This window comes from Streptomyces ziwulingensis (assembly GCF_039542605.1).
Lineage (GTDB): Bacteria > Actinomycetota > Actinomycetes > Streptomycetales > Streptomycetaceae > Streptomyces > Streptomyces ziwulingensis.
This window is the reverse complement of record NZ_BAABIG010000017.1, coordinates 101880-127800: the sequence shown is the minus strand read 5'-3', so window position 1 is coordinate 127800 and position 25921 is coordinate 101880. Positions and strand designations below refer to the sequence as shown.

At 73.4% G+C, this 25921-nt stretch carries 24 protein-coding genes and 4 pseudogenes; 17 read left to right on the top strand and 11 right to left on the bottom strand.

Annotated features, from left to right (window positions below):
- Window positions 1-8: 8 nt before the first annotated feature.
- Complete coding sequence (locus ABEB00_RS08200; protein WP_345618362.1) at window positions 9-653, bottom strand: TetR/AcrR family transcriptional regulator; 645 nt, start codon at window positions 651-653, stop codon at window positions 9-11.
- 148 nt (window positions 654-801) lie between these two features.
- On the opposite strand from ABEB00_RS08200, the gene ABEB00_RS08195 reads away from it, so the two are divergent.
- Window positions 802-1554, top strand: a complete 753-nt coding sequence (locus ABEB00_RS08195; protein ID WP_345618361.1) for an SDR family NAD(P)-dependent oxidoreductase — start codon at window positions 802-804, stop codon at window positions 1552-1554.
- Window positions 1555-1561: 7 nt separating this feature from the next.
- On the opposite strand, the gene ABEB00_RS08190 is transcribed toward ABEB00_RS08195, so the two are convergent.
- Window positions 1562-2368, bottom strand: coding sequence for a glycoside hydrolase family 75 protein (locus ABEB00_RS08190; protein ID WP_345618512.1), 807 nt, complete (start codon window positions 2366-2368; stop codon window positions 1562-1564).
- A gap of 386 nt (window positions 2369-2754) precedes the next feature.
- On the opposite strand from ABEB00_RS08190, the gene ABEB00_RS08185 reads away from it, so the two are divergent.
- The 3 genes from ABEB00_RS08185 to ABEB00_RS08175 all read left to right on the top strand — a co-directional run bounded on the left by ABEB00_RS08185 (window position 2755) and on the right by ABEB00_RS08175 (window position 6364).
- Window positions 2755-3738, top strand: a complete 984-nt coding sequence (locus tag ABEB00_RS08185) for a fibronectin type III domain-containing protein (RefSeq protein ID WP_345618360.1) — start codon at window positions 2755-2757, stop codon at window positions 3736-3738.
- 37 nt (window positions 3739-3775) lie between these two features.
- A complete protein-coding gene (locus tag ABEB00_RS08180) occupies window positions 3776-4036 on the top strand; it encodes a hypothetical protein (protein WP_345618358.1) in 261 nt (86 codons plus the stop codon).
- A gap of 468 nt (window positions 4037-4504) precedes the next feature.
- Complete coding sequence (locus ABEB00_RS08175; protein ID WP_345618357.1) at window positions 4505-6364, top strand: DUF2207 domain-containing protein; 1860 nt, start codon at window positions 4505-4507, stop codon at window positions 6362-6364.
- A 109-nt stretch (window positions 6365-6473) separates the two neighbouring features.
- Here ABEB00_RS08175 and ABEB00_RS08170 read toward each other — a convergent pair.
- Window positions 6474-6681, bottom strand: a pseudogene (locus ABEB00_RS08170) (transposase); the annotation flags it as partial.
- Between the two features lie 342 nt (window positions 6682-7023).
- On the opposite strand from ABEB00_RS08170, the gene ABEB00_RS08165 reads away from it, so the two are divergent.
- A complete protein-coding gene (locus tag ABEB00_RS08165) occupies window positions 7024-7521 on the top strand; it encodes a hypothetical protein (RefSeq protein WP_345618355.1) in 498 nt (165 codons plus the stop codon).
- A gap of 254 nt (window positions 7522-7775) precedes the next feature.
- On the opposite strand, the gene ABEB00_RS08160 is transcribed toward ABEB00_RS08165, so the two are convergent.
- Window positions 7776-7958: a hypothetical protein gene (locus ABEB00_RS08160; protein ID WP_345618354.1), complete on the bottom strand. Its 183-nt coding sequence runs from the start codon at window positions 7956-7958 to the stop codon at window positions 7776-7778.
- 345 nt (window positions 7959-8303) lie between these two features.
- Between ABEB00_RS08160 and ABEB00_RS08155 the strand changes: the two genes are divergently transcribed.
- Window positions 8304-8771, top strand: coding sequence for an alpha/beta hydrolase fold domain-containing protein (locus ABEB00_RS08155; RefSeq protein WP_345618511.1), 468 nt, complete (start codon window positions 8304-8306; stop codon window positions 8769-8771).
- A 96-nt stretch (window positions 8772-8867) separates the two neighbouring features.
- Window positions 8868-9692, top strand: coding sequence for an alpha/beta fold hydrolase (locus tag ABEB00_RS08150; RefSeq protein ID WP_345618353.1), 825 nt, complete (start codon window positions 8868-8870; stop codon window positions 9690-9692).
- A gap of 35 nt (window positions 9693-9727) precedes the next feature.
- On the opposite strand, the pseudogene ABEB00_RS08145 reads toward ABEB00_RS08150, so the two are convergent.
- Window positions 9728-9864, bottom strand: a pseudogene (locus ABEB00_RS08145) (IS5/IS1182 family transposase); the annotation flags it as partial.
- A gap of 229 nt (window positions 9865-10093) precedes the next feature.
- Between ABEB00_RS08145 and ABEB00_RS36045 the strand changes: the two are divergent.
- The 4 genes and pseudogenes from ABEB00_RS36045 to ABEB00_RS08125 all read left to right on the top strand — a co-directional run.
- Window positions 10094-10396, top strand: a pseudogene (locus ABEB00_RS36045) (hypothetical protein); the annotation flags it as partial.
- On the top strand, window positions 10356-10643 hold the full coding sequence (locus ABEB00_RS08135; protein WP_345618352.1) for a hypothetical protein: 288 nt from the start codon (window positions 10356-10358) through the stop codon (window positions 10641-10643). The pseudogene ABEB00_RS36045 and the gene ABEB00_RS08135, both read left to right, overlap by 41 nt.
- 94 nt (window positions 10644-10737) lie before the next feature.
- Entirely contained in the window at window positions 10738-11472 is a 735-nt protein-coding gene (locus ABEB00_RS08130; RefSeq protein WP_345618350.1) for a D-Ala-D-Ala carboxypeptidase family metallohydrolase, read from the top strand.
- Between the two features lie 436 nt (window positions 11473-11908).
- Window positions 11909-12463, top strand: coding sequence for a hypothetical protein (locus ABEB00_RS08125; protein WP_345618349.1), 555 nt, complete (start codon window positions 11909-11911; stop codon window positions 12461-12463).
- 23 nt (window positions 12464-12486) lie between these two features.
- On the opposite strand, the gene ABEB00_RS08120 is transcribed toward ABEB00_RS08125, so the two are convergent.
- The 4 genes from ABEB00_RS08120 to ABEB00_RS08105 all read right to left on the bottom strand — a co-directional run bounded on the left by ABEB00_RS08120 (window position 12487) and on the right by ABEB00_RS08105 (window position 16680).
- Entirely contained in the window at window positions 12487-13047 is a 561-nt protein-coding gene (locus tag ABEB00_RS08120) for a PadR family transcriptional regulator (protein ID WP_345618347.1), read from the bottom strand.
- A 28-nt stretch (window positions 13048-13075) separates the two neighbouring features.
- A complete protein-coding gene (locus ABEB00_RS08115) occupies window positions 13076-15091 on the bottom strand; it encodes an FAD-dependent oxidoreductase (protein WP_345618345.1) in 2016 nt (671 codons plus the stop codon).
- Between the two features lie 134 nt (window positions 15092-15225).
- Window positions 15226-15597: a hypothetical protein gene (locus ABEB00_RS08110; protein ID WP_345618343.1), complete on the bottom strand. Its 372-nt coding sequence runs from the start codon at window positions 15595-15597 to the stop codon at window positions 15226-15228.
- A gap of 198 nt (window positions 15598-15795) precedes the next feature.
- The gene (locus ABEB00_RS08105; protein WP_345618510.1) at window positions 15796-16680 is read right to left on the bottom strand and encodes a hypothetical protein; all 885 of its coding nucleotides are present in this window, start codon (window positions 16678-16680) and stop codon (window positions 15796-15798) included.
- Between the two features lie 390 nt (window positions 16681-17070).
- Between ABEB00_RS08105 and ABEB00_RS08100 the strand changes: the two genes are divergently transcribed.
- On the top strand, window positions 17071-19146 hold the full coding sequence (locus tag ABEB00_RS08100) for a SpoIIE family protein phosphatase (protein ID WP_345618342.1): 2076 nt from the start codon (window positions 17071-17073) through the stop codon (window positions 19144-19146).
- A 12-nt stretch (window positions 19147-19158) separates the two neighbouring features.
- Here ABEB00_RS08100 and ABEB00_RS08095 read toward each other — a convergent pair whose 3' ends face one another.
- Entirely contained in the window at window positions 19159-19983 is an 825-nt protein-coding gene (locus ABEB00_RS08095; protein ID WP_345618340.1) for a putative protein N(5)-glutamine methyltransferase, read from the bottom strand.
- A 302-nt stretch (window positions 19984-20285) separates the two neighbouring features.
- Between ABEB00_RS08095 and ABEB00_RS08090 the strand changes: the two are divergent.
- The 4 genes and pseudogenes from ABEB00_RS08090 to ABEB00_RS08075 form a co-directional block, all read left to right on the top strand.
- Window positions 20286-20507 (top strand): annotated as a pseudogene (locus ABEB00_RS08090) (MarR family transcriptional regulator); the annotation flags it as partial.
- Window positions 20508-20614: 107 nt separating this feature from the next.
- Complete coding sequence (locus tag ABEB00_RS08085; RefSeq protein ID WP_345618509.1) at window positions 20615-21220, top strand: sulfite oxidase-like oxidoreductase; 606 nt, start codon at window positions 20615-20617, stop codon at window positions 21218-21220.
- A 37-nt stretch (window positions 21221-21257) separates the two neighbouring features.
- Window positions 21258-22010 (top strand): ferredoxin reductase, encoded by a 753-nt coding sequence (locus ABEB00_RS08080; RefSeq protein WP_345618508.1) that lies wholly within the window; start codon window positions 21258-21260, stop codon window positions 22008-22010.
- 559 nt (window positions 22011-22569) lie between these two features.
- Window positions 22570-23538 carry an acetylxylan esterase gene (locus ABEB00_RS08075; protein ID WP_345618339.1) on the top strand — a complete coding sequence of 323 codons (969 nt, stop codon included), beginning with the start codon at window positions 22570-22572 and terminating at the stop codon, window positions 23536-23538.
- On the opposite strand, the gene ABEB00_RS08070 is transcribed toward ABEB00_RS08075, so the two are convergent.
- Window positions 23522-24292 carry a class I SAM-dependent methyltransferase gene (locus ABEB00_RS08070; RefSeq protein WP_345618338.1) on the bottom strand — a complete coding sequence of 257 codons (771 nt, stop codon included), beginning with the start codon at window positions 24290-24292 and terminating at the stop codon, window positions 23522-23524. The two genes, ABEB00_RS08075 and ABEB00_RS08070, sit on opposite strands and share 17 nt — an antisense overlap.
- 480 nt (window positions 24293-24772) lie before the next feature.
- Between ABEB00_RS08070 and rho the strand changes: the two genes are divergently transcribed.
- On the top strand, window positions 24773-25912 hold the full coding sequence (gene rho / locus ABEB00_RS08065) for a transcription termination factor Rho (RefSeq protein ID WP_345618337.1): 1140 nt from the start codon (window positions 24773-24775) through the stop codon (window positions 25910-25912).
- Window positions 25913-25921: the final 9 nt, after the last annotated feature.

The following is a 25921-nucleotide window of genomic DNA, read 5'->3' as shown; positions in this document are numbered from 1 at the left end:
GAGACCCGTCAGGTGAGGCCCGTCATGGCGACGGTGAGGGCCGTGCGCAGGTTCGCCGCCAGTGCGGTCCTCGCCGCCTCGGGACCGGCGGGTGTGCCCGCGGTGTGCCAGGCGTGGTGTTCGACCGCCGCGCGCAGTGCCGCGTTGAACATCGCCGCCTGGATCGCCGGGCGCAGGTCGTCCGGGGGCAGCCCCGCGCGCTCGGCGAGGGCGCGGGCGAACGCGGGCTCGGCCTCGTCGTAGGTCTGGAGCCAGATCGCGCGCAGACCCGGTTCGGTGCGGGTCAGCCGCACCAGCGCGCCGACGCTCGCCTGTTCGAGGCCGGTGAGCGGACCGTCGTCCTCGGTGACCTCCCGTTCGAAGTCGAGGGCCTCGGCGAGGGACTGGCCGGGGTGCCAAGCGCGCAGCGCGGCGGCGATCAGTTCGACGCCGGCCGCGAGCAGCGGACGTACACAGCTCTCCTTGCTCGGGAAGTAGCGCCACACGGTCCGCGCCGAGACGCCGACCGCCCGGCCGATCTGTTCACCGGTGGTGGCCGCGACTCCTTGGGTGACGAAGAGGTCCACGGCGGCATGGGCGATCTCCAGCCGGATCTCCGCCTTGCGCTGCTCGCTCAGCGGCGGTCTCCCCGTCCGTCCGCGGCCTGCGGTCATGTGCGTGTTCCTCCCGAGCCGGTGATCGCCTGCCGGGATTCTCCCCCACCGGACCGCCCGCCGATTTTTTGTCGCTGGACGACATTAAGTCGTAAGGTGCAGACAGGCGGGGCTCGGTGCCCCGCGGGACGCGTAAAAGGAGCACCACATGGCCGGCGGACGCAGTGTGATCGTCACGGGGGCGGGTTCGGGTATCGGGCGCGCCACCGCCCTGGCCTTCGCGGCGCAGGGTGACCGCGTGGTCGTGGCGGACCTCGACGCCGAGGGCGCGGCGGCGGTCGTCGACGAGATCGAGGGGGCGGGCGGCACCGCGGTGGCCGTCGCCGGAGACCTGAGCGAGCAGGCGGTCGTCGACCGGGTGACGGCGACGGCGGTGGAGCGGTTCGGCGGGGTGGAGGTCCTGGTGAACAACGCCGGGATCATGGACCGGATGTCGGCGCTCGCGGACGTGAGCGACGCCGAGTGGGAGCGGGTGCTGCGGGTCAACCTGACCGCCCCGTTCCTGCTCACCCGCGCGGTGCTGCCGCACATGCTGGCGGCGGGCCGGGGCGCCATAGTGAACACCGCCTCCGAGGCCGGCCTGCGCGGCAGCGCCGCGGGGGCCGCGTACACCGCCTCCAAGCACGGCGTGGTGGGGCTGACGAAGAACCTCGCCGTGATGTACCGCAAGCAGGGCATCCGCGCCAACGCCATCTGCCCGGGCGGCACGGCGACCGCCATCTCGGTGGAGGCCGACCAGGCCGCGCACGGGCCGTCGACGCTCCGCCCGCACTTCGTGAACCTCGGGCGCGTCTCGCGGCCCGAGGAGCAGGCCGCGGCCATCGTGTTCCTCGCCTCGGACGCCGCGAGCAACATCAACGGCGCGATCCTGCCCGTCGACGACGGCTGGGCCGCCGTCTGACCGGTCGTCAGGAGGCGGTGGACGGGGCCGGGTCCGGTGCGGTGTCGACGAACTGCCGGGCCAGTCGTTCACCGGCCTCCCGGGCCGCCTGCCGGTCCTCGATCGGCTCGACGCGGCTGTCCTTGAAGACGAGGTACGTGACGCCGGAGGGCACTCCCCCGGCCCGCGGGTCGGGCCGGATGCCGAGTTCCTCCGCGAGGGCGTAGGAGCCCTCGCCGATGATGTCCCGGGGACCGATGTCGCCGACGACCGCGTACCGCACGCGGTCCTCGTGCACGACGGCCGCGACCGAACCGCCGCGCACCCCGTCCGCCCTGTGGTCCCACCGGTCGCTCGGGGCGGGGACGACGATGTACGGCAGCGTCTCGGCGTTCAGCGGGCGGCCGTCGGAGCCGGTGAAGGCGGTGGCGGCGGAGAAGGCCGGGTCGGTACGGCTGTTGCAGTGCGCGCCGGCCTGTCCGTCGCAGTCGACGTCCAGGTCGGCCTGCCAGAACACGGCGTCGGACGTCCCGCACACGGGGATGTCGGCCGGTGTCCCGGCGTCGCTGCGGTAGTGGCCCTTCGACACGGGGGCGCAGTCGCGGACCTTCGCCAGGAGTTCGGCGGCGCCGACGGCGCCGCCGCCCGCGCGCACGGGGGATGCCCCGGGTCCCGGCCCGGCGGACGGCCGGACCCTCGGATGGGAGTGGGCACCGGCGTGCGCGCTCGCCTGCGGCTGGGCCCGGCGGTCCGGCGGGGGCGGAGCGCCGGGGAGGGTCGTCGGGGCGAGCAGCGCGGCACTGGCCGCGACGAGCGTCAACGACTGGACACGCACCATGGGACCTCCTGAGAGACGCCGACGGGGGAGCTGACGGGTACTCAGGCCAATCTGGGGCCGGTCCGGCGGGGCGGCCACCGATGGGGGGCCAGAAGGTGCACGGGCGCCCCTGCGGGCGGCACGGGAAGCCGGGCGGCCCGGGCCCGTTCGGAGCCCGGGCGCCCTCACCGACGCGGGATCAGCGACGACAGCGGTCCGCGCCGTCGGCCGAACTTCCCTCTGAAAAGGGAGGGTTGGGCCGTCGTACGGTTCAGCATACGTAACGCGTCCGGGTGGTCGGGAACGGGCTCCCCGCACTCCCTCTTGAAGTGAGCACACCGGCGGCGTCATATTGGTCCGGACCATTAGCGTCCGCCGTTCGCCCCTTTCCGGGAGGCAGTGCCGTGCCAGCCGTCCTCGCTCCCGCCGTCCGCGCCCGTCCGCGCCGCGCCGCCCTGCTCTGCGCGGCGGTGGCCCTGGTCGCCTCCTGCGGCTGGGGCACCGGTGACCCGGGCGCCGAGGGTCCGCTGCCCGGCGCCCCGACGGGCGTCACCGCGGCGGCGGGGAGCGCGAGCACCGTGCACGTCATGTGGAACGCGATCGACGGGGCCGAGGGGTACGAGGTGTACCGCGGGCGTACCAAGGTGAGCGACGTGCCGGGCTCCACGCGCATGGTGGACGTGGTCCGGCTCGCGCCGTCGACCACGTACGCCTTCACCGTGCTCGCCCGGGACGCCGACGGACGCCGGGGGCCGCGCAGCCAGGAGGTCCGGGCGAGAACGCCCGCCGCCGCTGCGGCCGACCGCTCGGCGCCGACCCGCCCGTCGGACACCCGGGGCCGGCCCGCGGGCGGCCGTGCCGTCCAGTTGTCCTGGTCGGCGGCGCGCGACGACCGGGGCGTGGTGTCGTACGACATCCACCAGGGCGATACGAAGATCCACAGCGTGGGCGGGGGCCAGACGGCGGCCGTGGTCACCGGGTTGCGGCCCGGTACCCGCTACTCCTTCACGGTCCGCGCCCGGGACGCGGCCGGCAACGTCTCCCCGCCCGGCGCCGCCGTGCGGGTGACCACGCCGGGCACGGACGACGGCCGCGCCACCGCGCCCACCGGCCTGCGGGCCGGCACCCACCGCGCCGACGGGGCGTACCACATCGACCTGAGCTGGACGCCGCCGCGCACGGACGGGGTGGTGACCGAGTACCAGATCCAGCTCGACAGGCGGCCGGCCACCTCGCTCGTCTACGGCGGCGACGCGCCGCGCGGCCGGGCCGAGTACAGCTTCTACGCGGGTGAGAAGGCCGGTGTCACCCAGCGGGTACGGCTCCGGGCCAAGCTTCCCGACGGCACCTGGGGCGGCTTCTCCGCCGAGCGGACCGTGACGACGTGACGACGTGGTGAGGTGGTGTTCGCGGGCGGTGCGCCCAATGTCGCTGGAACCGCCGACGGGCGAGCGATTCGAGGCGGGCCGCACCTATCCCATCGCGTTCTCCAGCAGTGATGACGTCGCGGGCGTCTTCATCAACGTGTCCGCCTACGGCTGCGTCCGCACCGTCACCGGCGACCTGTCCTTCACCCGGCTGACACGGGACGACGACGGCGCCATCAAGGTATTCGCCGCCACCTTCACGCTGCGCTGCGACGGCACCGACCCCGCACTGCACGGCACCATCCACCACTACGCCTGACGCGCACGCCCCACGGCCGTCGCCGAGCCTGCGCCGGCGGCGGCCACGACATCGCCGAGGGGCGCGCTGGGGGAAGCCGACAAGTTCTGCACGTCATTGGATTCGGGGCGGGGACGTGCGGTGCCCGGACGGAATCGTTGTGCTGCACGAGGCAGGATCCCGGTCTCCCGAGTGATCGACGATGGGGCGGTCCCTTCAGCGAAGGGCCGCCCCACTGCGGTGCCCGGTGTCTGGGCAACGATGCCTTGGTAGCCCACCGCCTTTCCGACGCGAACCGAGCCGGGAGCCCTGAGCGCCACGCCGGCCGGGTGGAGCGGGCGGGGGCCGGCCGGGCACCGCCGGCCGCGTGGTTGCGACGCCAGACCCGGTGGCCTGCCCCGGTATAGGATCTTCGCGGAGGCTGGGGAGCCTTCCTGACGTGGGGGTACCGCCTTGAATACTGCGAAGGACAAGAGACCGTCGGCTGGAATGCGCCAGACCGCCAGACGCAGACGGGGCACCTGGGTCGCGATCTTCTTCGCAGTCCTGCTGCTCGGCGGTGTCGTCGCCCTCTTCCGAGGAAACGTGGAGCGCGTCAACACACTATGGGTGGGCGCCGAGATAGCCGCCGACGGCGGCATGCGCGTCACCGAGGTCATCGATTACGACTTCGGGGCGCCCCGCACCACCAGGCACGGCATTTACCGTGACCTGCCGGACCTGCCCTACAACGCGGACAGCGCCGAGGTGAGCGTCACCATGGACGGCGCCCGCACTCCATGGGAACTGGACGTCGGCGACCGTTACGAGAAGCCGGACGGGCAGCGGGAGATCGCCACCCGGATCAAAGTGGGGAATCCCGATGACTCCGTGACCGGCGTGCACCGCTACCGCATCCAGTACACGCTCAGTGACGTGGTGCAGAAGGGCAAGATCGCTTGGAACGCGGTGGGCACCGGATGGCAGGTCGACCGCTCCCATGTGCGGATCCACGTCGTGGCCCCCTACAACCTCACCGGTGCACGCTGCGTGCGAGGCACGGACGGCTCCGAGAATCTCTGCACCGCCCGCCCGGACGGGCCGGGCCGACTGGATATCACCCTCGACAGGCTCGAAGGTCACGAAGGCATCACTCTCTACGCCTCCGGCGGCCGGAAACTGAGTGGGGTGCCGCAGACGCTGCCCGCGCCGCCCTCCGGCGCCAAGGCCGTCGGCACGACGGTGCAAAGCCCACTGCGCGTGGCCCTGTTCGCGTCTTGTCTCACGGCACTGTGCGCCGCCGCGGCGGTCGGACTGCTGCGCCTGCTGGGCCGCGACCGCACCGCTCAAGAACGGCCCGGCGGCCCGCCCGGCCGGACACGACGCGGCTTCGCCCGCCGCTCCGCCGCCCCGCCCCTGTCGTCTGCGGTGCCCCCGGAGGGTCTGTCTCCGGCGCAGGGCGGAATCCTGCTCGCCGAACGCGTGGAGAGTCACCACCAGGTGGCCTGGCTCCTGAGCATGACGATCGAGGGGCGCATCACTGTTGGAGGGACGGCGCAGAATCCCGTCCTCCGGCGGCGCGAGACGGCCGACGCACCGGACGATCCGGCAGGCTCGGTGGACGCTTCGATCGCCCGCTCGGTCCTCGACACGATCTTCGCGGGGCGTGACTCGGTCACTCTGGGTCTGCGCGACACCCAGTTCAGGGCGGGCTGGCAGCTCCTGCGCCGCGAGCTGACGGTCTGGCGGGGAACCAGCGATCTGTGGGACGAGGCGGCCGCGAACCGTGCCCGCCTCGGACGCCCCGTCGGCATCGCCGCCACTGTGCTCGGGTTCGTCACGACGGCCGTCGGCACCTGGCTCGACGGTGGCCGGCACGCGTCCGGCCGGACCGTTCTCCTGTTGGGTCTGTTCGCCGTGGGCGTCGGGCTGGCGCTGTGGTTGCGCTCCTGGGAACTGCACATGCGCAGCCCTCGCGGCACCGATCTGCGACTGCGGACTCAGGCGTTCCAGCGCTACCTCGCCGACCCACCCGCCCTGTTCGGGGGTGAACCCCTGGACGCGGCACGCCTGGAGTTGTACACCGCGTGGGCGGTGGCACTGGATGCGGCACACGCGTGGGACAGGGCGGTGGCCGAATCGACGGCCGCACCCCAACACCGCTCAACCCTCACCTCTGGATTCTTCCCCGGCTTCGCCCTGGGCCTGATCACTGCCTCCGCGGCGTCCACCGTTCCGCCGCCCTCCTCCAGCAGCAACAGCAGCGGCGGCGGCGGGGGATTCGGCAGCGGCGGCGGCGGGGGATTCGGCAGCGGCAGCAGCGGAGATGTCGGCGGAGGCAGTGGCGGCGGAGGCGGCGGCTCCTGGTGACCACCTGATCCCGGCAAAGATGCGGCAGCCGGCCCGAGCGTGACCGGCTCGGGTTCATGCGGTGGCCACCTTCTGGATCCGGGCACATTGGGCGGAGCCCGGGCAACTGTTGGGAGGGCGACCGCCAGCGCGACGTCCAGGAGGACCTTGCCCGGATCGTGCACGGCACGCGGCTTCCGCCACGGCGACAGCGCCGCGGATATCGCCGCGTCAGAACCGATCTTACGGGCCGTCTCGACGAGCAGGACCGCCCCGGCCTGGGAGACGACTTGGCGGCCGTCTGCTTTCCTGACCGCCTGCCGGAAAGCCCGCTTCATGAAAGCGCGAGGTGAGGAAGTGGCGGGAAATGCCAGCCGAGTTCGGCGCCGGCCCACCGTGCACAACCGCTTCTGCAAGTGGCGCGACGCCGGGGGTTTCGAGGCCCGGCACCTCAACAGTGGTTCGGCCTGGTCAGATAGCGAAGTACTACTGGAGCGCTCACGCGTGCGAAAGTCACGCGCAAGATGAGGATTTGCGTCGTTCTTATGCAAAGGGCGTAGCGGCGCGCCCCAGGAGCTGCCAGACTGAGCCAGTGGGACCGAGGGAAAACCAAACGCACTATTCGCAAACCCGGCCTGATCTCACGAGAAGAGAAGCCCTTGATGCGTACTCGCCGAGCGGTGACGAAGATCGGGATGACGTTCTGTCTGACAGTGGCGACGAGTTTGTGGGCTGCCGGTGCCGCGGAAGCCGCCCCACCCGGTTCGGCCGGTCTGACCGCCTCCAACCAGCACTGCTCTGCGGTCCTGGACGGCAGCGCCCCGAGGTGCTTCGCCACCCTGGAGCAGGCCGACGAGTACGCCGGAGCCGCCTCCGTGTGGGTGGCGAGGTTCTACGACTGGGTCAACTACAATTCAGCGGGCGCGACTCACGACGTCTACGTCTCCCGCGACTGCACGGCCACCCTGGGCGACAAGGACTTCAGGTTCGCGTCCATGCCGAGCGGGTGGAACGACCGGGTCAGTTCGGTGTCGACCGAAACCGGCGCCCATTGCGACGTCTGGTTCTCGTCCAACATCAATTACCAAGGTGAGTGCGGGGACCAGTGGATCCACAAGCACTGGGACCTTACCCAGGTCGGTTGCTTTGACCGGGCGAGTTCGTTCGAGCTCAGCTGACACCCGCCCCCGCCTCGCCTCCCGCAGACGCACCATTCGCACGCATGGCATGATCCAAGATGCGGCGGACGAGTTCGCCGTGCGATGGCACGATTCGGGATACCGCACCCATCACGGGGGCGGATCCCGCAGATTGATAGCCGCCTTGAGCCGGTCGAGGCGTTCGTACAGTGCGCGGGCCGGCCGGGCCCGGTTCCGCACCCAATTCCGGCTTGTGCACGGCTGCGACAATCGGCCGTCGGCTTTCCGCAGGATCAGCTCGGCGAACAGCCGGCGGGCGTCGTCCTCAGGAAGCCGTCCGCTTGGGCGCGCACCTCGTCGGCGACCACCCGTGCCACTCCAGCGAGCAGCAGGCCGACCCGGGCGACGTCACCGGCCGGCACATCCAGCGGGGAGTGCCACGCCAGCGCCGAACGCACCACCTGCTCGGGCACCATGCGATCGGGCTGGAGTTCTGCCGCGTAGGGGGCCCTCCGGGTCGTACAGGACGTAACGGGTGCTGCTCATGAGGTGGCCGCCTTCTGGGGGTCGCGGACCAGGGCTCGCAGATGGTGGTTGAGTCGGTCAAGGCGGATCAGTGGCGGAGGGGTCTCGCGCGGTGGTCTGACCCAGTGCGCCACGGGGCTGCCGTGCTGGCCGGCGGACACCAAGAGCTGGAAGCCGTCGCCGAGAACGCGCACGCCGGGAAGGCCGGCGGCCGTGCGCCCTGTGCCCGGCGGCACCAGGACGTACAACTGGTATCGAGGTTCTCCACGCTTGCCTCCCTCCTTGTTCGCAGATGACTGGCTCCATTCCCGTCCGCCGATCGCGGCGCCTCCGACGTAGCCTCTCGCCGAGTAGCGCCCGTCGATGGCTGTGGCTGTCTTTCCGACCATGTTCACGGCCTGCATCGCCACGCCTGCCCCGCCGCCGGCTGTGCTGAGAATTACCGCCGGGCTCCCGAACATCCTTTCCCCGCAGCGGTGGGGGACGGGTGCACCGCTTTGCGCTGGCCGCACGAGCACGCCGGCGAGCTGGTTGTCGACCCGAGCCGGATCGGTGCGATGGGCGACAGCGCCGGAGGCGGACTGGCTTCACCAACGTCCCCGGCGACATGTCCAGAGGGTGGCAATGCCCCGGCGTTGGACCTGCGCCTCGACCCACACGCCACGGTCATCTTCGCGGAAGATCAGGGACCCCAGGGTTCCGTACTCGCCCTGAGTCAGCGACTCGGTGATACCGACGCGCACGTCGGGCTCGAACTGGCCTAGGCGTGTCCTACGGATCGTGGAGCGGAGCTGAGGGCGGCTGCTTCAGCCGCGGAAAATCGGTGGACTGGCCTGGATGGACTGTGCGACGTTCCTGGCATGCCGAGCGAGACAACCCTGTCAGAGTCCTTCGGAGCCACCGCGTCCTTGGAGTCCTTCGACGGCACCGCCATCAGCTATCGACAGCTCGGCTCGGGGCCACCGGTCGTCATGGTCCACGGCTCCGGCGGTGGACTGCACTCCTGGCAGCCGGTGGCCGAGCACCTCGCCGACCAGTTCGAGCTTTGGACACCCGCCCGCCGCGGGTATGCCCCGAGCGGGCCGGGCCGATCGCCGAAGCGCTTTGCCGACGAGGTGGGGGATCTCAAGGCACTGATCGCCAAGATCGGCAGTCCCGTGCACCTGGTCGGTATGTCCTATGGAGCCTCCGTCGCCCTGCACGCCACGGCAACTGGACTGCCGGTTCGCTCGCTGGTGCTGTGGGAGCCACCTCTGTACGCGGCCGGCGAAGAACTGGCACCCGTCCTGGACGAGTTCTCGGCGCTGACCGCGAACGGTGACCGGCGGCAGGCCGATCGGTTGCTGGCGGAGAAGGTGGCCCGCGTCCCGGCCGCGCTTCTGGACCTCATGGATGCGGGCGAGCCCGCCGATGACGAACCCGACGACGCGCCCGGCTGGCGCCGTGACCTCGAGTCGATGGCCGCCGACTCGATGGACGTGGAGCGCTGGTCCACGGTCAGCGTCCCGACACTGCTGATGCGGGGCGCCGACACCTGGCAGCCGATGCCAGCGACGCTCGACCGGCTCGCGACCGCGCTGCCCCACGTCACCTACACGAGGTTTCCCGGCCAGATGCACTTCGCGCCCTCGGTTGTCCCCGAAGCCGTGGCGGCGGAGATCGCTCGCTTCCTGCCGCGGTCCTGAAGCCGTCCAGGAACTGCGGGGCCAAGCCGGTCACGTCACGACCTGAGCCACAGGCGGATCGCGGCGACGGTGACGGTGCCGTGGAAGATGTGGACGCGCTTGTCGAATCTCGTGGCACGGCCCGGGAGGTCTTCAGCGCGTTGACCGTTCGCTCGACTTCGTTCCCGCGCTTGGACTGTCCGGGGTCGGCGCGTCTGGTTCCGTGCCGGGCGGGGCGGGCACCGCCGGGCTGGGAAGGCCGGCGAGGGGGGCGGGTGCGGAGGTCGGACGCTGCCAGGGCCGGCGGGGTGTCATCGGCCGGCTCCCTTGTCGTCGGCGGCTGCCGTCCCGTCCGTCGCGGCCCCGGCGCACGGGGCCGTTTCGCGCGGCGGCGTCGCGAGTGACCAGCGCCGCCGCACAACGCGGCAGATGCCGCGCTCGAACACATCGCCTCCGCCTGCGGGTTCGGCACCGTCGACACCCTGATGCGGGCCTTTCGTCGACGGCTCGCCACGACACCGACGGAGTACCGGTGCCGGTTCCGGACGGACGTCCGCCGAGGAGGGATCTCGGCTGAGGAGTCACGCGCACTCCGGTGCGGCGAGCGCGCAGGTGCGGCTTGCCCGACGCCGCCGGGGGTATGCGGTGTCCACTCTCCAGCGTTCCACAGCAGAGGAGTTCGACGTGGACGGACAGAGGGCAGCCGCCGACAGCAGCCTCGGTGACCTCGGAGGACCGGGCACCCGGCAACGGGGCCAACTGCGTACCAGGGCGGCCGACATCGCGTGGACGGCGCTGTGTGTCGTTCTGGCACTGTGGGCCGTGTGGAGCGCGGTGGGTGTGGTTCGGGGGGTGACGGCGTGGGCGTACTCCGTCGTGGCCTTCGTGCTGCTCGCCGCGGCGTCGGCCCTGCGGGTGGCGGCGGCCCGGCTCCCCCGTTGTGACGGACGGGACGTGAGGGTGCGCGGTTGACGCGCGTAGCCCACCGGCGCCACCCTGGGCAACGGCCGTCCGCGCGGCGGTATCGGCTTGTTCCACTTCCCAGGACGACGGTCGGGAGGCCGGGATGTTCTCACGTGTGGCACGCTTGCTCGTCTCATTTGTCATGGTCGCGACAGGCGTCACGCTGGGTGTGGGCGCGACCGCCGGCGCGGCCCACGCCGACGAGTGTTACTCCTGGGGACGCACCCTGTCCCAGGGTGCGTCCGGCGCTGACGTGACCCAGTTGCAGATCCGCGTCGCGGGCTGGGTGACCTCCGGCGAACGCCTCTCCTACGACGGCCGGTACGGCGCGCGGACGGCCGCGGCGGTCAAGAAGTTCCAGGCGTCGTACGGACTGCCCGCCGACGGCGTCGCCGGACCACAGACCTTCGCCAAGATCTACGCGCTCCAGGACGCGGACTGCACCCCGGTCCACTTCGGCTACGCGGAGCTGAACAAGTGCAACTCGGACTGGTCGGGCGGCGCGGTGCCGGCCGGCACCGCCAAGGCGAACGCCCTGAAGTCCATGTGGAAGCTGGAAGCGATGCGCCACGCGCTGGGGGACGTGCCGATCACGATCTCCAGCGGCTTCCGCTCCCACGCCTGCAACAACGCGGTCGGCGGATCGTCGACCAGCCGCCACCTCTACGGCGACGCCGCCGACCTCACCGGCTCGCCGAGCCTGTGCCGGCTGGCCCAGCAGGCCAGGACGCACGGTTTCTCGGAGATCCTCGGTCCGGGCTACCCCGACCACAACGACCACGCCCACGTCGCCTTCGACCCCTCGCCCTACTGGTCCGCGCCGACCTGCGGGATCTGAGCGGCACCCGGCTACGCCGGTCGGCCCCGGCCCCCTGCCACCGGTTCGGCGGCGTGGGCACAGACTCGGTGTGGGCGGCCGGCCGGGTGCGGACGGCGGTGTCAAGAACTGCCAGGTGCCCGGCCCGCCCACCGCGCCGGGCACCAGCCCGCCGACACCGCGCGACCGCACGCGCGGTCCGGCAGATCACCGTACCCACCGCGGCCTTCGACACGGGCTCCCGCCTCCGCCCGGTTCTCCCTGACGGCGTCGGCAACGGCGCAGCCGTGCGCGGCGGCGACCGCCGGCACCATCAGCCGTCCGCCACCCGGGCGGAGGCGCTCCGCATGCGCGGTGGGCCGCGGGGCTGTTGGCTGCCCGTGAGGCAGCACGGCCGCTTCCCGATTCGGCGGCGCCAGGGATGTACCGCCGACCGTGCCGCCGAAAGGGCCTCCACATGCGCATCCACCAGCCACTTCTCCGCTCCGGCACGCTCGTGGCAGCCGTCGCGCTGCCTCTCGCCCTGGCCCCCGGTCCGGCCTCGGCCGGCTCCGGGATCTCGGTGAGCACCTCCGGGTCCACGGTCTCGGTCGTCACCGGCGCCTGCGCCCAGGTCAACGGAAGTTGGGGCACCGCCTCGCTGCTCACCAGCGGCCAGGCGAACTTCGCCCAGGGCCGTCAGGTCGCGCTGTCCGGGACCGGCACGAGCCAGTCGGCCGCCTGGTCGAACATCAGCGGCGGTACCTACACGGTCATCGTCATGTGTGCGAACAACAGCACGGCCGGCTCCCAGACCGTCATCGTCTCCCCGGTCTCCTCGGCGTCGTCCGCCGCTCGGCCCGCCGTCTCCTCGTCGGCCTCGCCGTCCCGGGGTGTCATGGGCGGTGTCGGCGGGGCCGTCCAGGACTACGGCACGGCGACGCTGGTGGCGGGCGGCGCCCTGGTCGGCTGCGGCCTCATCGGGGCGGCCTGGTTCCTGCGCCGCCACCGCGCGAAGCCGTACCGGTTCTGAAGTCCGAGGGCGGCGGGGCGGCGTCAGCCCCGCCCGGGGCCGGACGGTCCGGGAAGGTCCGGGAGTTCGGTGAGCGCGTGTCGCAGCCAGCGCGTCCAGAAGGTCTCCAGGTCGATGCCGGCGCGCAGCACCAGATGCCGCAGCCGGTCCTCGGCGCCGTCCTTCTCCGGCGGGAAGTCGCGGCGCTCGATCTCCTCGTACTCGGCCAACTGCTCCTCGTGCAGCCTCAGATGGCGGCCGAGGTCGGCCCGCAGCCCTTCGGTGCCGACCACCGCCGCGGCCCGCAGCCGCAGCAGCATCGTGTCCCGCAGCGGCTTGGGGTCCTGTGCGGCGGCGGTCCAGCGGGCCAGTTCCGCACGGCCCGCGGGCAGCACCTCGTACGCCTTCTTCTGGCCGCGCGCGGGCTGCTCGGCGGGGAGCGCCCGGATCAGTCCCCCAGCCTCCAGTTTTCCCAGCTCGCGGTAGATCTGCTGGTGCGTCGCCGACCAGAAGTAACCGATCGACCTGTCGAACCGGCGGGTCAGCTCCAGGCCCGAGGACGGCTTCTCGAGCAGGGCGGTGAGGATCGCGTGCGGGAGTGACATGGGCTCATCCTAGGGACGGACCCCCTGGCTACAGGGCCGCCGCCAGTTCGGTGCCCTGCTTGATGGCGCGCTTGGCGTCGAGTTCGGCGGCCACGTCGGCGCCGCCGATCAGGTGGACGCCGCGGCCGGCGGCGGCCAGTTCGTCGTACAGTCCGCGGCGCGGGTCCTGGCCCGTGCACAGGACGACGGTGTCGACCTCCAGCACCCGGCTCACCCCGTCGACGGTGAGGTGCAGGCCCTCGTCGTCGATACGGTCGTAGCGCACCCCCGGGACCATGGTGACGCCGCGGTGCTTCAGCTCGGCGCGGTGGATCCAGCCGGTGGTCCGCCCCAGGCCGGCGCCGACCTTGGTGGGTTTGCGCTGGAGCAGGTGCACGGTGCGCGGCGGGGCCGGGCGTTCGGGGGCGGCGAGGCCGCCGGGGGCCCGGTACTCCATGTCGACGCCCCAGCGGCGGAAGTACGTCTCGGGGTCCTCGTGCGCCTTGTCGCCGCCGTCGGTGAGGTATTCGGCGACGTCGAAGCCGATGCCGCCGGCGCCGAGGACCGCGACGCGGTCGCCGACGGGGGCGGTGCCGCGCAGGACGTCCAGGTAGCCGACGACGCTCGGGTGGTCGGCGCCCGGGATGTCGGGGAGGCGTGGGGTGACGCCGGTGGCGACGACGACCTCGTCCCAGCCGTCCAGGTCGGCGGCGGTGACGGTGGTGCCGAGACGGACGTCCACCCGCTGCTCGGCGAGCCGGGTGCGGAAGTAGCGCAGGGTCTCGTCGAACTCCTGCTTGCCGGGGACCTGGCGGGCCACGTTCAACTGGCCGCCGATCTCGTTCGCCGCGTCGAACAGGGTGACGTCGTGGCCGCGTTCGGCGGCGCTCACCGCGCAGGCGAGACCGGCCGGTCCGGCGCCGACGACGGCGACGCGCCTGCGCCGCCGGGTCGGGGCGAGGACCAGTTCCGTCTCGTGGCAGGCGCGCGGGTTGACCAGGCAGGAGGTGATCCGCCCGCTGAAGGTGTGGTCCAGGCAGGCCTGGTTGCAGCCGATGCAGGTGTTGATGGCCTCGGGGCGGCCGGCCGCGGCCTTGGCGACGAAGTCGGGGTCGGCGAGCATCGGGCGGGCCATGGACACCATGTCGGCGGTGCCCTCGGCGAGCAGCCGCTCGGCCAGGTCGGGGGTGTTGATGCGGTTGGTGGTGACGAGCGGGACGGAGACCTCGCCCCTCAGCCGTTTCGTCACCCAGGTGTACGCGCCGCGCGGCACGGAGGTGGCGATGGTGGGGATGCGGGCCTCGTGCCAGCCGATGCCGGTGTTGATGAGGGTGGCCCCGGCGGCCTCGACGGCCTTGGCGAGGGTGACCACCTCGGCCAGGGTGGAGCCGCCGGGGACCAGGTCCAGCATGGACAGGCGGTAGACGAGGATGAAGTCGGTGCCGACCGCCTCGCGCACCCGGCGCACGATCTCGACGGGGAAGCGCGTGCGGTTCTCGTACGAGCCGCCCCAGCGGTCGGTGCGGTGGTTGGTCCGCGCCGCGATGAACTCGTTGATCAGATAGCCCTCGGAGCCCATGATCTCGACGCCGTCGTAGCCGGCGTCGCGGGCCAGGCGGGCGGTGCGGACATAGTCCTCGACGGTCCGCTCGATCTCGGCGTCGGTCAGTTCGCGGGGAACATGGGGACTGATCGGCGCCTGCAGCGGGCTCGGCGCGACCAGGTCCGGGTGGTAGGCGTAGCGGCCGAAGTGCAGGATCTGCAGGGCGATCCGGCCGCCCTCGCGGTGCACGGCGTCGGTGACGACCCGGTGGCGCTCGGCCTCCGCCGCGGTGGTGAGCTTGGCGCCGCCCTCGTAGGGACGGCCCTCGTCGTTGGGGGCGATGCCGCCGGTGACGATCAGACCCACTCCGCCGCGGGCGCGGGCGGCGTAGAACGCGGCCATCCGCTCGAAGCCGCGGTCGGCCTCCTCCAGGCCGACGTGCATGGAACCCATGAGGACCCGGTTGGGCAGGGTGGTGAAGCCCAGGTCGAGGGGGCTCAGCAGGTGGGGGTAGCGGCTCATCGGGCCCTCCGTGCGCGGTCTCGTGCCTCTGGTGCAGAGGACGCCACCACTGTTGTAGAGGACGGCCACCACCTTTTGCAACTAGTTGCATAAGGTGGTGTGGCACACATCGGCGCACCTCGGGCCCCCGCGGGTCAGTGGCTGCGCAGCCGTACGTGCAGTTCGCTCTCCTGATCTCCCGAGGCCGTGCTCAGGTCGTCCACGTCGAACAGCGAGTCCAGCGTCACGCGGAACTGTTCGACCGCCCAGTAGCCGCCCTGCACATCGGCCTCCACCGACGAGCGCAGCGGCGCGGGCGTGTGGTCGCCCGCGCGGGCATCGGCCACGTCGAAGGTGCCGAGCCATACGGTGGGGCGCACCGCGTGATGATCCCGCAGCACGTCCTCCTCGCACCGGTCGGAGGTGAAGGTCGCGCACAGGACGTCGAAGACGGTCCGGGCGTCCTCCTTGTCACATCCGCTCAGCTCCACCGAGACGGATTCCGGGTGCAGTCGCTCACCGTCCATGGTGATCGCTCCTCTCGGGCCGGTGTCGCGGCACCGCGGGCGCTCCGCGGAACCGCCCCCCTCACCAGAGAAGCACCACCCGGCACGGAGCACTACCGGCACGGCGGGCGCGGGCGCCGCCGTGCCGGTGGGACGGGTCGAGGTGCCGACCGGTGGGACGGGCCGAGGTGCCGACCGGTGGGACGGTAGGTGGCGCGCTCAGCCGCGGGTGAGGCGGTACGTCCTGCTGTCCGTCAGTACGCAGAAGCCCGGTGACACGACGATCACGCGCAGGGTGCCGGAGCGGCGGTCGTAGTCGACGCCCTCCGCCTCGAAGGTGCCCGAGCAGGCGCTGCGCAGCGGCAACTGCCGGAGGGCGGTCACCCGGCCGGTGACGTCTCCCGCGCCGGTCGGGGCGGCCGACAGGTCGACCTGGAGCAGCGGCTTGGTGAGGCCGAAGAGGGTGCCCGCCGGGTCGTCGGAGGAGCACAGCAGGCGGGTCGCGGTGACGAAGTCGCAGCCCTGGACGTCGCGCACCGGGCGGTCCAGGCGCACCGTGGCGACCTGCGGCAGGTTCGCCGAGGGCGAGGTGGCGGCGTTGACGCCCGGGGTCGGGAAGACCAGCAGCCGGTCCATCGTGCCCCACTCCCCCGACAGCATCCACTGGCCGTCCGGTGAGATCGCCACCCAGGAGTTGTTCAGCGCCTCGCCCGGGCTCAGCGCGTGCACGTACTCGGCCCAGCCGCCGCCGGGTGCCTGGGTCCGGAACATCTTCGCGGCCCCGTCGTCGCGCTGGTAGGGCTCGACGTAGTGGCCGTCGTAGGAGGCGTCGGGGTCGCCGACGTGGTTCCAGCCCCGGGTGCTGAGGCCGAGGGGGACGGTGCCGATGCCGGTGTAGCGGTTGGGGCTGCCGGCCGGGACCTCGACGGAGGCCAGCCCCTGGCTCTCGGTCAGCGGGTCGGCGCGGTCGGAGCCCACTACGGTCCAGGTGTCGGCGGCGGGCGCGGCCGTGGCGGGCGGGGCGGTGGCGAGGACGGTGGCGGCGGCGAGGGCCGCGAGCGCCGCGACGGCCGGGCGACAACGTTGCCGGGCTCGCTGCGACAGCGGACCGACGCGCCGGGACCGGAGACGGGCACGCGGCGGCAGGAGACGGGCGGACAAGGGCATGGGACGGCTCCTCGGTGGGGGAGGCACGGTCCGCCGCGGCTGCGCGCGGGGCGGACGCGTGAGGTCGGGCCGGAGGCGAACGGCGCACAGTCTGGCCGGTCCGGCGGGTCATGTACAGACCAATGCCGTCCCGTCGCCGGACCGACTCCCCCGCCGCCCCGCCTGTTCGCCGCCCGTTCCCGGACCGGCCCCCGGGCCGGATGCAGCCGCTCGGGACCGGCGACGGCTCGCTCGCGTGAATCAGCGCCGCGCACGGTAGAACGCGGCAGAAGAGGGGAGTCGGCAGCAGGAAGGTGTGCCGCGCGAGAGGCGAAGGCGGGCCGTGGGATGAGTGCAGCCGGATCTCCCCTGTTCCCGGGGGACGGACCCGCGCGCGGACCGGTGCGTCCGAGCGGCCTGCTCGACGTGCTCGGCATGGCCTCGATCGTGCTGGACGCCCGCGGCCGGATCGTGCTGTGGAGCCCCCGGGCGGAGGAGCTGTTCGGTTACTCGGCGCGGGAGGCGCTCGGACGGTACGCGGCCCGCGTCATGGTGGACGAGCACCACCTCGACCTGGTCGCCAAGCTCTTCGCCGACGTCATGGAGACCGGCCGGAGCTGGGCCGGGGCCTTCCCGATCCGCCGTAAGGACGGCCGTACGCGGCTGGTGGAGTTCCGCAACATGCGGCTCCTGGACGACCGGGGCGACGTCTACGCCCTCGGCCTGGCCGCCGACCGGTCGACCGTGCGCCGGCTGGAGCGGGACGTGGCGCTGTCGACGCGGGTGATCGAGCAGTCGCCGATCGGACAGGCGGTCCTGGACACCGACCTGCGGTACGTCTCCGTCAACCCGGCGCTGGAGCGGATCGACGGGCGGACGGCCGGCGAGCACTTCGGGCGGACCGTCCGCGAGGTACTGCCCCGGCTCGCCCCCGCCCTGGAGGACGCGGCGCGCGGGGTGCTGGAGACGGGCCGGCCCGTCCTCGACCTGCCCGCGACCGGCCGGACGCCCGCCGACCCCGGGGCGGAGCACGCCTGGTCGGTGTCGCTGCACCGGCTGGAGGACTCCCTGGAGACCGTGCTGGGCCTGGCCGTCTCGGTCGTGGATGTCACCGAGCAGTACCGGGCGGGCCTTGAGGCCGAGGCGGCGCGGCGGCGGCTGGCGGTCGTCGCCGACGCCTCGGCGCGCATCGGCACCACCCTGGAGCTGGACCGCACCGCGCGTGAGCTGGCCGACGTGGCCGTCCCCGAACTCGCCGACGTGGCGGCCGTGGACCTGCTGGAGGCGGTGGTGCAGGGGCGCCGCAGCTCCCTCGGCCCGGCCGAGCCCGCCGTGATCCGGGCGCTGGCCGTCGCGGCGCGGGCGGCCCCCGAGGCGCTGCGGGCCGCCGATCCTCCCGGGCAGGTCACCCGGTACGGGCCCGAGCGGCTGGTCACCGAGTGCGTGCGGACCGGGCGCCCGGTCATGGTCCGGCGCGTACGGGAGGCGGACCTGCCGCGCATCGCGCGGGACGCGCACGCCGTGGAGCTGCTGCGGCGCGCCGGTGTCCACTCGTATCTGGCGGTGCCGCTGATCGCGCGTGGCGAGGTGCTGGGCGCGCTGGACCTGAAGCGGACCGGCAACGCCCTGCCGTTCGGCGAGGACGACCTGCTGCTCGCCCGGGAGCTGGCCGGGCGGGCGGCGGTGCAGATCGACAACGCCCGCTGGTACCGGCACGCCCGGGACGCCGCCCTCACCCTCCAGCGCAGCCTGCTGCCGAGCCATCCGGCGGTCACCGGCGGTCTTGAGGTGGCCTCCCGCTACCAGCCGGCCGAGACCACCAGCGAGGTCGGCGGCGACTGGTTCGACGTGATCCCGCTGGCCGCGGAGAAGACCGCGCTGGTGGTGGGCGATGTGATGGGCAGCGGGATCGCGGCGGCCGCGTCCATGGGGCAACTGCGCACGGCGTCGAACACGCTGGCCGCGCTGGACCTCGACCCGGCGCTGCTGCTCGAACACCTGGACCGGACCACCGCCGGTCTCGACCAGGCCATCGCGACCTGCGTGTACGCCGTGCACGACCCGCACGCGCGGCAGTGCCGGATCGCCAACGCCGGGCACCTGCCGCCGGTGCGGGTGCGGCCCGGCCGGGCGCCGGAACTGCTCGACCTGCCCACCGGGGTGCCGCTGGGCGTGGGCGGCGTCTCCTTCTCCAGCACGACCGTGGAGCTGGCGCCGGGCGACCGGCTGATCCTCTACACCGACGGGCTGGTCGAGACGCGGCGGCAGTCGCTCGACGAGCGGCTCGCTATCCTCCTCAGCCTGCTCCAGGGGCCGGACCGGCCGCTGGAGGAGGTCTGCGACCTGCTGCTGCGCACACTGCACGAGCCGGAGAACGCCGACGACGTGGCCCTGCTGATCGCGCGGGCCACGTCCCCGGCGTGAGGCGTACCGGGGTCAGTCCCGTACGCCGACCACCACATGGGCGTACAGCTCCTCCGAGGCGGCGAGCCGGGCCCGCAGGCCGCCGCGGGCGAAGGCGTCCAGGGCGGCGGCGGCCTGCCGCTCGCCCGTCTCGACCAGGAGGCAGCCGCCGGGCGCGAGCCAGCCGGCCGCCTCGCCGGCGACCCGGCGCAGCACGTCGAGCCCGTCCGCGCCGCCGTCGAGGGCGAGCGGCGGTTCGTGGTCGCGGGCCTCGGGCGGCAGCAGGGCGACCTCACCGGAGGGGACGTACGGCACGTTGGCCGCGAGGATCTCCACCCGGCCGCGCAGCGCGCCCGGAAGGGCCTGGAAGAGGTCCCCCGCGTACACCCGGCCGCCGACGCCGGCGAGATTGCGGCGGGCGCACCGCACGGCGACGGGATCGAGGTCGGCGGCGTGCACCTCGGGCGCGGTCCCCGCGGCCCCGGACCCCGCCAGTGCCGTGGCCAGCGCGGCGCCCACCGCGCCGGAGCCGCAGCACAGGTCGACGACGACGGTGGCGTCCGGTGCCTGGGCGAGGGCCTCGGCCACGAGGAACTCGGTACGGCGGCGCGGGACGAAGACGCCCGGTTCCACGGTGATCCGCAGACCGCGGAACTCCGCCCAGCCCAGGACGAGTTCGAGGGGCAGACCGCCGGCCCGGCGGGCCACCAGGGCGGTGACGTCGGCGGGGGCCGGGGCGGTGGCGAGGATCAGCTCCGCCTCGTCCTCGGCGAAGACGCAGCCGGCGGCACGCAGCGCGGCCACGACCTGGTCGCGGGAGAGCGGGCCGGGGAGGGAGGGGGGCGGGGAGGAAGGCATGAGCAAGGAGAGCCTTTCGAGAACCGAAGGGCGCTCTCGCGGCTCACCCGCGGCGGGCGGTCCGCCTGCCGGGAGAAGAGAGCACCCGGGCCGACACAGCGGTGATGGGACTCACCTCCTCGATTCCCGGCCGGGACGGTCCGCGACCGACGGTCACCCTACCCCAGCGGCCCGGCCACGACGGGCCGCTGCTCCGGGCGGCGATCCGGCGGCGATCCGGCGGCGATCGGGCGGCAATCCGGGCGGCGATCCGGCCGAATCCCGCCAAGTTGTATTATGCAACCAAAAGTCTGGGAGGTTCCGTGACAGCAGCCGAGCCCGCGGACACCGCCCTGGAGACCGTGCACCGCGAGCTGACCGCCTTCGCCCGCCGCGCCCGCGCCCCGGCGGGCCGCACGCACCCCGAGCTGTCGCTGGTGCCGTACACCCTGCTCGGGCATCTGGAGGAGCGGGACGGGCGCCGGGCCACCGATCTGGCCGCCCACTACGCCCTGGACAAGTCCACGGTCAGCCGGGACGCCGCCACCGGCACCCCGGGCCCGCCGCTGAGCGCGGCCACGTACCGTTGACCGTGCACTTCACGACCCGGCACGACCCGGGCAGCCCCGGCCGCCCGAAAGGCACCCACCGCATGAACATCACCCGAGGTTTCACCGGGCGCTCCCGAGCCGCCCGCGCGGGCCTGCCGCCCGGCCAGTACGACGCCGGCGACGACTGGCCCGTACTGTCCGCCGAGGTCACCCCCGACCTCACGCCCGCCGACTGGTCCTTCCGCGTCGGCGGACTGGTCGCCGAGGACCGCTCCTGGTCCTGGGACGAGGCGCACCGGCTGCCCGAGTCGGCGTACGAGGGCGACATCCACTGCGTGACGGGCTGGTCGAAGTTCGGGGTGCGCTTCGCCGGGGTCGGTCTGGACGCGTTCCTGGAGGCGGCCGGCCCGCTGCCGTCCGCCACGCACGCGGTGACCTACGCGCACACCGGTTACACGGCCGGCCTGCCGCTCGCCGACCTGACCGGCGGACGGGCCTGGATCGTGTGGTCGTACGACGGCCGTCCGCTCGCCCCCGAGCACGGCGGCCCGGCGCGGCTGATCGTGCCGCACCTGTACTTCTGGAAGAGCGTGAAGTGGGTCGCGGGCCTGGAACTGGTCGACCACGAGGAGCCGGGTTTCTGGGAGCGCAACGGCTACCACGCCCGGGGCAACCCCTGGGAGGAACAGCGGTACTCCGGTGACTGAGACGACGGCGGCTGAGACGACGGCGGCGCAGACGACGGTGGCCGGTTTCACTCCCCCGACCCGCTTCGCCGTGCCGGGGCGCATCGCCGTGAACGAGCAGGTGGCGGCGCGGTGGCAGACGGCCACGTTGACGCAGATCCGCCGCGAGACGCCGCGCGCGGCCACGTTCCGCTTCGCGGTGCCGGGGTGGGCCGGTCATCTGCCCGGCCAGCACCTGCTGCTGCGGCTGACCGCCGAGGACGGCTATGTGGCGCAGCGCCACTACTCGCTGGCCTCCCCGCCCGACGACACCGGGCACGTCGAGCTGACCCTCGACCACGTCGTGGACGGTGAGGTCTCCGGCTGGTTCCACACCGTGGCCCGGCCGGGCGACCGGGTCGAGGTGCGCGGCCCGCTGAGCGGGTTCTTCGCCTGGCCGGGCGACCGGGCCGCGCTGCTCGTCGGCGCGGGCTCCGGCGTCGTTCCGCTGATGTCGATGGTGCGCCACCACCGGGCGCGGGCCCTGGCGGTACCGCTGCGGCTGGTGGTGTCCGCGCGCGGCCCCGAGGACCTGTTCTACGCGGGCGAGTACGGCGCGGAGACGACGCGGGTCTTCACCCGGAGCGCGCCGGACGGGGCGCCTGTCGGGCGGCTGGCCGCCGCACATCTGGCGCCGCTGCTGGCCGCGCCGCCGCCCGGCGGCTGGGAGGCGTACGTGTGCGGCTCGAACTCCTTCGCCGAGCACGCCTCACGGCTGCTGGTGGCGGCCGGACAGCCCGTGGACCGCATCCGCGTCGAACGCTTCGGCTGACCGCGCGCGGCGCCCTGCGGACACGTTCCGCCGGTGAGGTGAGCGAGGGCCCCCGCACGGGGTACCGGAACCGTGCGGGCGCTTGTGCGCCCCGGCGCGGGAACGGCGAGGAGGCCGGCATGCGAACCCGGGTGCACGGCCGGCGCCGGCGGCGCAATCCGCTGCGGCGCGGGTCGGACGTGGTCGAAGCCCGGACAGCGCTCGTCGTGGCAGCGCACCCTCACCCTCGGCGGGTGTGCCGCGGGCGGCGCCGCTCTCGTGGTCCTCACCGGGCACTGGGCCGTGCGCCGGGTGGTTCTCAGGCGCCGGATGGCGGAGTGGGACCGCGCCTGGGCGCGGATCGAGCCGCAGTGGACGCGTCGCGAAGTCTGACCGGCGCCGTCGCGCTGCCTGATCACTCACTCTCATTCGTCCTATCTCTCCTGGCTCCCCGTTCTCCGCATCGCGGTCCGCGAGGTAGCTGACACCCAAACTCTGGCGAGTCCTCCGATCATTCCCGTACGGTGTGATCGTCCGAGCGGCCGGCGTCGGCCGACTACCCCCGCAAAGGCGGTTCTCGATGGCCCTGTTCGACCTTCCGCTCGACGAACTCCGCGCGTATCGCAGCGCGTCCGCCGAGCCCGAGGACTTCGACGCCTTCTGGACCGAGACGCTCCGGGAGGCCCGCGGGCACGACCTGGACGCCCGGTTCGAGCCGGTCGAGACGGGGCTGGCCACGGTACGGGTGTTCGACGTGACCTTCGCGGGGTTCGGCGGCCACCCGGTGAAGGGCTGGCTGCTGCTGCCCGCGGACGCGGACGAACCGCTGCCGCTGATCGTCGAGTTCGTCGGCTACGGCGGCGGGCGCGGCCTGCCGCACGAGCACCTGCTGTGGGCGTCCACCGGCCGGGCGCACTTCGTGATGGACACCCGCGGACAGGGCAGCGGGTGGGGCGGCGGTGGCGCCACGGCCGACCCGGTCGGCGGCGCGCCCGCGTACCCGGGCTTCATGACCCGGGGTATCGACGCCCCGGAGAACTACTACTACCGCCGTGTCTTCACGGACGCGGTGCGTGCGGTGGAGGCGGCCCGCGCGCACCCGCTGACCGACCCGGCGCGCACGGTCGCCCTCGGCGGAAGCCAGGGCGGGGGCATCGCCCTCGCGGTCGGCGGCCTGGTGCCGGATCTGACGGCCGTCGCCCCCGACGTGCCCTTCCTGTGCGACTTCCCGCGCGCCACGACGCTCACCGACCGCCACCCCTACCGGGAGATCGGCGCGTATCTGAAGACGCACCGGGGCCGGTCCGCGGACGCCCTGCGGACCCTGTCCTACTTCGACGGCGTGCACTTCGCGGCCCGCGGCCGGGCCCCCGCCCTGTTCTCGGCGGCCCTGGAGGACCTGACCTGCCCGCCCTCCACGGTCTTCGCCGCCTTCAACGCCTGGGCGCACGGCGACAAGGACATCGAGGTGTACGAGTTCAACGACCACGAGGGCGGCGGCCCCTACCAGGAGGCCGCCAAGGTGCGCTGGCTCAGCTCCCGGCTCTGACCGCGGCGCCGGTGGCGGCACCGGCGGGCGCCGGTGCGCGCCGGGCCGTGACCAGCCGGGCGCGCGGGCTGCCGTCGGGCCGCCGGCCGAACTCCGCCAAGGGGTGCAGCGCGGTCCGGAATCCGGCCCGGGCCAGCTCCCGCCCCACCTGGCCGAGGCGGAACGTCCGGTAGTACATGACGAACGGCGGGCGCCACACGGCGTTGCGCGCCCGCATCGCCGCGTCGAAGCCGAGCAGCGCCCAGTACGGCCGGGAGCCCGGCGGGGGCGGTGCCGCGACCGGGAAGGCGAAGAGGCCGCCCGGCCGCAGCACGGAGTGCACCTGGGCGAAGAGTCCCGGCAGTTCCCGCGGGAGGAAGTGGCCGAACGCCCCGAAGCTCACCACGAGGTCGAAGGCCGGGGCGAACGGCAGGGCGCGGGCGTCCGCCCGGACCCAGGCCGGGGCGGCCCCGGCGGGCCGGGCGCGCTCCCGGGCGACGGTCAGCATGCCCTCGCTGAAGTCGACACCGGTGACGCGCCCCCGGCAGACCCGGGCCAGCACGTCGGTCCCCGCGCCGGTGCCGCAGCACAGGTCGAGTCCGGTCCCGAAGGGCCCGAGCGGCTCCAGCGCGGACGCGACGGCGTCGAGGACCCGGTCGGGCGTGCGGTACGGGGTGCGGTCGAACTTCGGGGCCAGCAGGTCGTACCCGCGCTCGACGGACGACATGGCCTGGACGGCGAGTTCGCGCAGCGTGGGACCTTCGGGGCTGAACATGCGACGAGCCTAGGGCGTGTTTCGAGGGGACCGGGGCGGGGACCCGGGCGGGGATCGTGACGGGGACCGGGGCAGGTATCGGGGCAGGGATCGTGACGGAGACCGGGGCGCCGACGGAATAGCCGGGGCGCCGCGCTCGTTGACCTGAACGGATGCGGGGAGTTGCCGCCACGGCCCGCTCAGGTGCCGTACGACCACCCGTCGCCCTGTCCGTCGTCACTCTCCGGTGGTACAGTGCGACAAGCACTCGCGGACGCCCGTTCCCGGGCCCCGGTGCCAGTTCTTCCCGAAGGTTCGCCGTCCGGCCCGTCTTCTCGACCGGCGCATCGGCTTTCCCACACCACCTCCCGAGCGGGTTCCTCCCGCGGTCGACGAGGTGCTGTTTCCCGCCGTCCCCGGGCGTGTCCTGTGACCGCCCCGCACGGCCCTCCCCCTCGCGCACGCCTCGTCGCCTGCCGTCCGTGAAAGGACCCCCCTCCCATGACCACCACCCTCGAACACCCTCCCGTGCGGCAGTCCCCGGCCGAGGCCGCCGCCGGCGTCCTCGACGTCGACGCGGGCGGCAAGGGCCACCTGCGCCCCACCGATCTGCACCCCACCCCGTCCGACCTCCAGCTCTCCGCCGCGCTGGTCCGCCGGTACGGCCTGCGCAAGGGCGACCTCGTCGAAGGGGTGCGCGGTCCGCAGCGCTCCCTGACCGACGTCGTCCGCGTCAACGGCCGCCTCCCGGACCGGGGACGGGACCGGCGGCGCTTCGCCGACCTGACACCGCTGCACCCGCACGAGCGGCTGCGGCTCGAACATCCGGCGGCGGGCCTGGCCGGGCGGGTGCTCGACCTGCTCGCCCCGGTCGGCAAGGGCCAGCGCGGCCTGCTCGTCGCCCCGCCGAAGACCGGCAAGACCGTGCTCCTCCAGCAGATCGCGGCCGCCGTCGCCGGGAACCACCCGGAGTGCCACCTGATGGTGGTACTGCTCGACGAGCGGCCCGAGGAGGTCACCGACATGCGGCGTTCGGTCAAGGGCGAGGTGTACGCCTCGACCTTCGACCGGACGCCCAGGCAGCACATCGCGCTGGCCGACTCCGTGATCGAGCGGGCCAAGCGGCTGGTCGAGGCCGGCCAGGACGTCGTGATCCTGCTCGACTCGCTCACCCGGCTGTGCCGGGCACACAACAACGCCGCGGGCCCCGGCGGCCGTACCCTCAGCGGCGGCGTCGACGCGGGCGCGCTGATCGGCCCGAAGCGGTTCTTCGGCGCCGCCCGGAAGCTGGAGGAGGGCGGTTCGCTGACCATCCTCGCCACCGCGCTGGTGGAGACCGGCTCCCGCGCCGACGACTTCTTCTTCGAGGAGCTGAAGGGCACCGGCAACATGGAGCTGCGGCTCAGCCGCGAGCCGGCCTCCCGGCGCCTCTTCCCGGCCGTCGACATCGACGCCTCCGGCACCCGGCGCGAGGAACTCCTGCTCACCCCGGCCGAGTCGCGGACCGTGCACGGTCTGCGGCGGGCCCTGCGCACCCGGGACGGGCACCCGGCCCTGGAGACGCTGCTGGAGCGCATGCGCGAGACGCCCGACAACGCCACCTTCCTGCGGCGGGTCCAGCCGACGCTGCCCACGGGCTGACGGGCCGCC

What these genes read in the sequence shown, in the direction of transcription:
- ABEB00_RS08200 (WP_345618362.1), bottom strand. Translation starts at nt 653, where the DNA reads ATGACCGCAGGCCGCGGACGGACGGGGAGACCGCCGCTGAGCGAGCAG.
- ABEB00_RS08195 (WP_345618361.1), top strand. Translation starts at nt 802, where the DNA reads ATGGCCGGCGGACGCAGTGTGATCGTCACGGGGGCGGGTTCGGGTATC.
- ABEB00_RS08180 (WP_345618358.1), top strand. Translation starts at nt 3,776, where the DNA reads ATGTCGCTGGAACCGCCGACGGGCGAGCGATTCGAGGCGGGCCGCACC.
- ABEB00_RS08175 (WP_345618357.1), top strand. Translation starts at nt 4,505, where the DNA reads ATGCGCCAGACCGCCAGACGCAGACGGGGCACCTGGGTCGCGATCTTC.
- ABEB00_RS08160 (WP_345618354.1), bottom strand. Translation starts at nt 7,958, where the DNA reads ATGGTGCCCGAGCAGGTGGTGCGTTCGGCGCTGGCGTGGCACTCCCCG.
- ABEB00_RS08150 (WP_345618353.1), top strand. Translation starts at nt 8,868, where the DNA reads ATGCCGAGCGAGACAACCCTGTCAGAGTCCTTCGGAGCCACCGCGTCC.
- ABEB00_RS08130 (WP_345618350.1), top strand. Translation starts at nt 10,738, where the DNA reads ATGTTCTCACGTGTGGCACGCTTGCTCGTCTCATTTGTCATGGTCGCG.
- ABEB00_RS08125 (WP_345618349.1), top strand. Translation starts at nt 11,909, where the DNA reads ATGCGCATCCACCAGCCACTTCTCCGCTCCGGCACGCTCGTGGCAGCC.
- ABEB00_RS08120 (WP_345618347.1), bottom strand. Translation starts at nt 13,047, where the DNA reads ATGTCACTCCCGCACGCGATCCTCACCGCCCTGCTCGAGAAGCCGTCC.
- ABEB00_RS08115 (WP_345618345.1), bottom strand. Translation starts at nt 15,091, where the DNA reads ATGAGCCGCTACCCCCACCTGCTGAGCCCCCTCGACCTGGGCTTCACC.
- ABEB00_RS08110 (WP_345618343.1), bottom strand. Translation starts at nt 15,597, where the DNA reads ATGGACGGTGAGCGACTGCACCCGGAATCCGTCTCGGTGGAGCTGAGC.
- ABEB00_RS08100 (WP_345618342.1), top strand. Translation starts at nt 17,071, where the DNA reads ATGAGTGCAGCCGGATCTCCCCTGTTCCCGGGGGACGGACCCGCGCGC.
- ABEB00_RS08095 (WP_345618340.1), bottom strand. Translation starts at nt 19,983, where the DNA reads ATGCCTTCCTCCCCGCCCCCCTCCCTCCCCGGCCCGCTCTCCCGCGAC.
- ABEB00_RS08085 (WP_345618509.1), top strand. Translation starts at nt 20,615, where the DNA reads ATGAACATCACCCGAGGTTTCACCGGGCGCTCCCGAGCCGCCCGCGCG.
- ABEB00_RS08075 (WP_345618339.1), top strand. Translation starts at nt 22,570, where the DNA reads ATGGCCCTGTTCGACCTTCCGCTCGACGAACTCCGCGCGTATCGCAGC.
- ABEB00_RS08070 (WP_345618338.1), bottom strand. Translation starts at nt 24,292, where the DNA reads ATGTTCAGCCCCGAAGGTCCCACGCTGCGCGAACTCGCCGTCCAGGCC.
- rho (WP_345618337.1), top strand. Translation starts at nt 24,773, where the DNA reads ATGACCACCACCCTCGAACACCCTCCCGTGCGGCAGTCCCCGGCCGAG.